A 6,554-nucleotide genomic window follows, 5' to 3' on the forward strand; every position below is an offset into this window, starting at 1 on the left:
ATGTTGCAGCCACAGTGGCAGGAGTATTTAGTCTAGAAGATGGATTAAAGCTGATTGCTCATCGGGGACGGTTAATGCAACAATTACCGACCGGGGGTGAGATGTTATCGATAATGGCATCCCACGAACGAGTAAAACAACTTATTGCACCATACTCTGAGCAAGTAGCGATCGCAGCAATAAATGGACCTCAAAGTGTAGTCATTTCTGGTGACTCAGAAGCCATTGCTAAAGTCAAGGAAATATTTAATTCACTGGAAATTAAGACAAAACAACTGCAAGTATCCCACGCTTTCCACTCACATTTGATGTCACCGATGTTAGAGGAATTTATTCAGGTAGCATCAGAAATTATTTATAATCAACCCCAGATTCCATTAATATCAAATATCACAGGAACCAGAGCAGATGATAGTATTTGTACGGCAAATTATTGGGTAAATCATATCCTCAGACCGGTGAAATTTGCTCAAAGTATGGAGACTTTGCATCAAGAAGGTTGCCAAATCTTCCTAGAAATTGGTCCCAAGCCGATTTTGTTAGGTATGGGAAGACAGTGTTTACCCGAAGATGCCGGACTTTGGTTACCTTCCCTAAGACCAGGTCAAGAAGATTGGCAGCAAATGCTACAAACCTTGAGTCAATTATATCTACAGGGAGTTAAAGTTGACTGGTTGGGGTTTGATCAAGATTATTCTCGTAACAAAGTAAAATTACCCACTTATCCCTTTCAACGACAACGTTATTGGATTGAGAATAGCAACACTAAAAACCAAGCAACTATCAAAGATTGGCTTTATCAAACTCAATGGAAACCTTTAGTTGAGACTCAACTCAAGACAAACATTGAACCGGGTCATTGGTTAATTTTTGCAGACACCACCGAAGTCGGAAAAAAATTAGCTCAACAATTGCAACAATGTGGGTGTGAGTCTAGCTTAGTTTTTCGAGGTGATTACTATGAAAAACTAGAAGAAAATACTTACCAGCTCAATCCCACAGAACCCGAAGAATTTGAAAAATTAATTCAAGGGATTGAGGAAAACAGTAAATTACCCCTAGTTCGTATAATTCATTTGTGGAGTTTAGATGCTCCCAAAGCCCAAGACTTAACAATCACGACTTTAGAGTCAGCACAACTTTGGGGATGTGGTACAGTTGTGCAGCTAGTCCAAGCACTAATAAAAACCAACAGTTTGGCCAAACTGTGGTTAGTGACTCGGGGTGCTTGTTCAGTTAAATCCTCAACAGAATTAGTGTCGGTGGCTGGATCACCCTTATGGGGGATGGGTCGAGTAATATTTTTAGAAAATCCCCAATTATGGGGTGGAATGGTAGATTTAGAGCCATTTTCAGATGAATCGGAAACACAAACACTACTACAACTCATCGCAGACAATAATCAAAAAGAAGACCACCTGGCTTTACGGGAAAATAGTGCATATATCCCTCGTTTAGTCAAGCAATCTCTCGAAGATAAGAAGTCAATTTCACTGAAGGATAATGCCACCTATCTAATTACAGGAGGATTGGGAGTTTTAGGATTGCATACAGCTAGGTGGATGGTTCAGCAAGGAGCAAAACATTTAGTACTTACCGGACGCAAGCAACCTTCACCTGAAACTGTTCAAGCAATTCAAGAATTAGAAAAGCTAGGAACACAAATATTAGTTCTATGTGGAGATATCTCCAATGAAGTTGATGCAACTAAAATTGTTGAAGAAATCGAAGCATCTTTACCAGACCTAAAAGGTGTAATTCACGCCGCTGGGGTATTAGATGATGGTTTGTTAGACTCTATGAATTGGGAGCAGTTCACCCGAGTCATGGCACCGAAAGTACAAGGGGCTTGGAATCTACACAACTTAACACACAATATTGCTCTGGACTTTTTTGTTTGCTTCTCCTCAATGGCTTCATTGGTGGGTTCAGCAGCCCAAGGAAATTATGCAGCAGCTAATGCTTTCATGGATGCTTTAGCTCACCATCGTCATGCAATGGGGTTACCAGGATTGAGTATCAACTGGGGACCGTGGAGTACAGCAGGGATGGCTGCAAACTTGGATAGTCGTCATCAAAGTCGAATTCTAGCCATGGGAATTACTCCTCTTGCTTCAGAACAGGGATTGCAGCTTTTAGGACAACTACTAGAACAATCCATCCCACAGGTAGGAGTTTTACCAATCCAATGGTCAGTTTTCCAAGAGCAATTTAGTTTTTGTAATCAAATGCCATTGCTTTGGGAATTGGTAAGCAAAACAGAATCACAGCAAGAAGCCTCCAAAGCAAAAACAACGCAAAATGAACTTTTAAGACGATTGGCATCTTTGCCGGATGGCGAGCGCTACAATGTATTGAGAACAGAGATTCAAGCAGAAGTCGCTAGCGTACTAGGGCTGAGTGATTCCCAACTGCCCGGCTTTGAGCAAGGATTTTTCGACTTGGGTATGGACTCGCTCATGGCAGTGGAATTACGTAATCGCATTACCCAATTACTAGGAGTAGCATTACCTTCAACCCTGAGCTTTGACTTTCCCAACATTGAGCAACTAACTAAGTATATAAATTCACAAATATTACAACTGGGTAGTTTTGATGACAACCAAAAACCAGAGCAATCAGTAAAAGTTGTAGAACATGAACCCATAGCCATCATAGGTATGGGATGTTCCTTCCCTGGTGGAGCTAACACACCAGAAAAATTTTGGGAGTTATTGCACGATTGTAGAAGCTCCCACTCAGAAATCCCACCACAGCGATGGGATATCAATAGTTACTATCACCCAGACCGAGAAACTCCTGGTAAAATGGTCACCCGTTACGGTCACTTTATTGAAGGAGTAGACCAATTTGACCCAGGATTTTTTGGTATCTCCCCAAGGGAAGCAACAGCCATGGACCCCCAACATCGGTTGTTGCTAGAAGTTAGTTGGCAAGCCCTAGAACGAGCCGGACAAAAGGTAGAGCGTCTATCATCAGAACCTATAGGGGTATTTGTAGGTAATGATGGCCATGATTACGAACAATTGATACAGGAGCATTTAAAGCAACAGCCAAATAGCCCCCTAGCGACCTACACAGGTACTGGTAATAGTATTTCCGGTGCGGCAGGACGTTTGGCTTACACTTTTGGGTTTACCGGGCCAACAGTAACCATTGATACTGCCTGTTCTTCTTCCTTAGTGGCGATTCACCAAGCCTGCAACAGTATACGCTTGGGAGAATGTCAAATGGCTATTGCTGGGGGAGTCAAACTTCATTTAACCCCGCAAAGCTATATTTTCACATCCCGTGCCGGCATGATTTCCCCAGATGGTTTGTGTAAAACCTTTGATATATCTGCGGATGGTTATGGCCGAGGAGAAGGTTGTGGCATGGTAGTACTCAAGCCTCTGAGTCAAGCCCAAGCAGACGGTGACTCAATTCTGGCCTTGATTCGGGGTAGTGCAGTTAACCAAGATGGACCCAGTAGTGGCTTAACGGTGCCCAATGGTCAATCCCAACAAAAATTGATTTTACAAGCACTCAAACAAGCTCGGGTAGAACCAGCAGATATTAGTTATTTAGAAGCTCATGGTACGGGAACTTCTTTAGGAGACCCTATAGAGGTAAATGCAGCAGCAGCGGTACTGGGTCAGGAGCGTCCATCATCTGAGCCATTGTGGATCGGTACTGTGAAGACAAATATTGGCCATTTGGAATCGGCTGCAGGGGTATCGGGACTAATTAAGGTGGTTTTATCCCTACAGCACCAACAAATACCTGCCAATTTACATCTGCAACAACCTAACCCCAAGATTGATTGGCAACCTTGGTTACAGGTACCTCAAGCTTTGACCCCTTGGGCTGTTTCCAAGGGTCGGTTTGCAGGGGTGAGTTCCTTTGGGTTTACTGGCACTAATGCCCATGTAGTGCTCTGTGAAGCCCCTCCACTCACCACCAGTCAAGTGTCGGAGTCTGAGCGTCCCCTACATTTGTTACAGTTATCAGCCAAAAATGAATTAGCTTTAGCAGAGTTAACAAAACGCTATAGCGAACATTTACAAGCACACTCAGAGCAGGATTTGGCAGATATCTGCTTTAGTGCCAATAGTACCAGGAAAGCAAGTAATCATCGTCTGGTGGTAGTTGTTAGTAATCGAGAACAATTGCAACAAAAGCTGGATACCTTTGGTACAGATTCACAAGATATGGGTTTGGTGACTGGGCAATTTAGTAGTGGTAATGAATTGACCAAAGTTGCTATGCTGTTCACTGGTCAAGGGTCTCAATATGTGGGTATGGGTAGACAGCTTTACCAAACCCAACCCACTTTCAAGGGGGCTGTCGATGAATGTGAACAAATTTTAAAAGATTATTTAGATCAACCTTTATTAGAAATACTTTATGGCGATGAAGCTTCGGAAAATGTTCTAGCTCAAACTGCTTATACTCAACCAGCTTTATTTGCAATCGAATATGCATTAGCTCAATTGTGGAAGTCTTGGGGAATAAAACCGGACTTGGTGATGGGTCACAGTGTAGGAGAATATGTTGCAGCTACAGTGGCAGGAGTATTTAGTTTAGAAGATGGTTTGAAATTAGTTGCTCATCGAGGACGGTTAATGCAACAATTACCGACTGGTGGTGAGATGTTATCGATAATGGCATCCTATGAGCGAGTAAATCAACTAATTACTCCATATTCTGGTCAAGTGGCAATTGCGGCAATAAACGGGCCTCAAAGTGTGGTCATTTCTGGTGATTCAGAAGCTATTGCTAAAGTCAAGGAAATATTTGATTCACTGGAAATTAAGACAAAACAACTGCAAGTATCCCATGCTTTCCATTCACATTTGATGTCACCGATGTTAGGAGATTTTACTCAGGTAGCATCAGAAATTACTTACAATCAACCCCAGATTCCATTAATATCAAATGTCACTGGAATGAGAGCAGACAGCAGTATTGCTACAGTTGACTATTGGGTAAGTCATGTTCTAAGACCGGTGAAATTTGCTCAAAGTATGGAGACTTTGCACCAAGAAGGTTGTCAAATCTTCTTAGAAATTGGTTCTAAGCCGATTTTGCTAGGTATGGGAAGACTGTGTTTGCTAGAAAATGGTGGAGTTTGGTTACCTTCCCTGAGACCAGGTCAAGAAGATTGGCGGCAAATGCTACAAAGTTTGGGTGAATTATATGTGCGGGGAGTTAAAGTTGATTGGTTGGGATTTGATAAAGATTATTCTCGTAACAAAGTTGTATTACCTACTTATCCCTTTCAACGGCAACGTTATTGGGTTGAGAACAGGGAAAATCTAAACCAACAAACGACTAATTCTAATTCAGAAAATAAGATTACTGAAATTGTCAATTATCTCAATCATGGGAATACTCAACAACTCGTTCAAAATTTAGAAAAAGCTGGTCAATTTTCCCCAGAACAAATCAATCTTTTACCGGAATTGATCGAAGTTTTGGTTAAACAGCATCAAGAGCAATTGTGTACTACAAATATCAAAGATTGGTTTTATCAAGTTGAATGGAAACCTTTAATTGATATTCAAACCAAGATAAATATTAAACCGGGTCATTGGTTAATTTTTGCAGATACCACCGAAATCGGAGAAAAATTAGCTCAACAATTGCAACAACATGGGTGTGAATATAGCTTAGTTTTTCGAGGCAATTACTATGAAAAACTAGAAGAAAATACTTATCAACTTAATCCCACAGAGCCCCAGGAATTTGAACAATTAATTAAAACTATTGAGGAAAACAGTAAATTACCCCTAGTTCGTATAATTCATTTGTGGAGTTTAGATGTTCCAATCACCCAAGACTTAACAATCGCAAGTTTAGAGCAAGCACAACTTTGGGGATGTGGTACGGTACTACATTTAGTTCAAGCAATAATTAAAACCAAAAGCTTGGCCAAACTGTGGTTAGTAACTCGGGGTGCTTGTTCAGTTAAATCCCCAACAGAATCAGTGTCAGTGGCGACATCACCCTTATGGGGAATGGGACGGGTGGTATCTTTGGAAAATCCTCAACTTTGGGGTGGGATGGTAGATTTAGACCCACTTGCAAATGAATCGGAAACACAAACACTACTGCAATTTATAGCAGACAATAATCAACGAGAAGACCATCTGGCTTTACGGGAACATCAATCATATATTCTTCGTTTAGTTAAGCAATCTCTCAAACCATCTCAAACTCCTTCATTTGATTCAAATGCCACTTATATAATTACAGGAGGGTTGGGAGTATTAGGATTACATACAGCGTCTTGGATGGTCTCGAAAGGTGCTAAACACCTGGTGCTAATCAGTCGTACTAAACCCTCACAAGAAAAATTAGCAGCCATCAGTAAGTTACAAAAACAAGAAGCTTCTGTAATAGTAGCCCAAGCCGATGTTTGTAATTTTGCAGAAATTTCAAACATATTTGAGCAATTAAACAACCACCATACACCAGTTAAAGGAATTGTTCATGCTGCTGGTATCGCAGGATTTCAATCGATGCAGGAGATGAAATTAACTGAGTTAGAAAAGGTAATGGCTGGGAAAGTT

The 6,554-nt window shown here is 41.2% G+C and carries 1 protein-coding gene; it reads left to right on the top strand.

Features of this window, described 5'->3' with window-relative positions; genetic code table 11:
- A partial coding sequence (locus tag CALSC_RS04900; protein ID WP_088240285.1) for a type I polyketide synthase occupies nt 1-6,554 on the top strand: 6,554 nt, incomplete at both ends.

This window comes from Calothrix rhizosoleniae SC01 (genome assembly GCF_900185595.1).
GTDB classification, from domain to species: Bacteria; Cyanobacteriota; Cyanobacteriia; order Cyanobacteriales; family Nostocaceae; genus Calothrix_A; species Calothrix_A rhizosoleniae.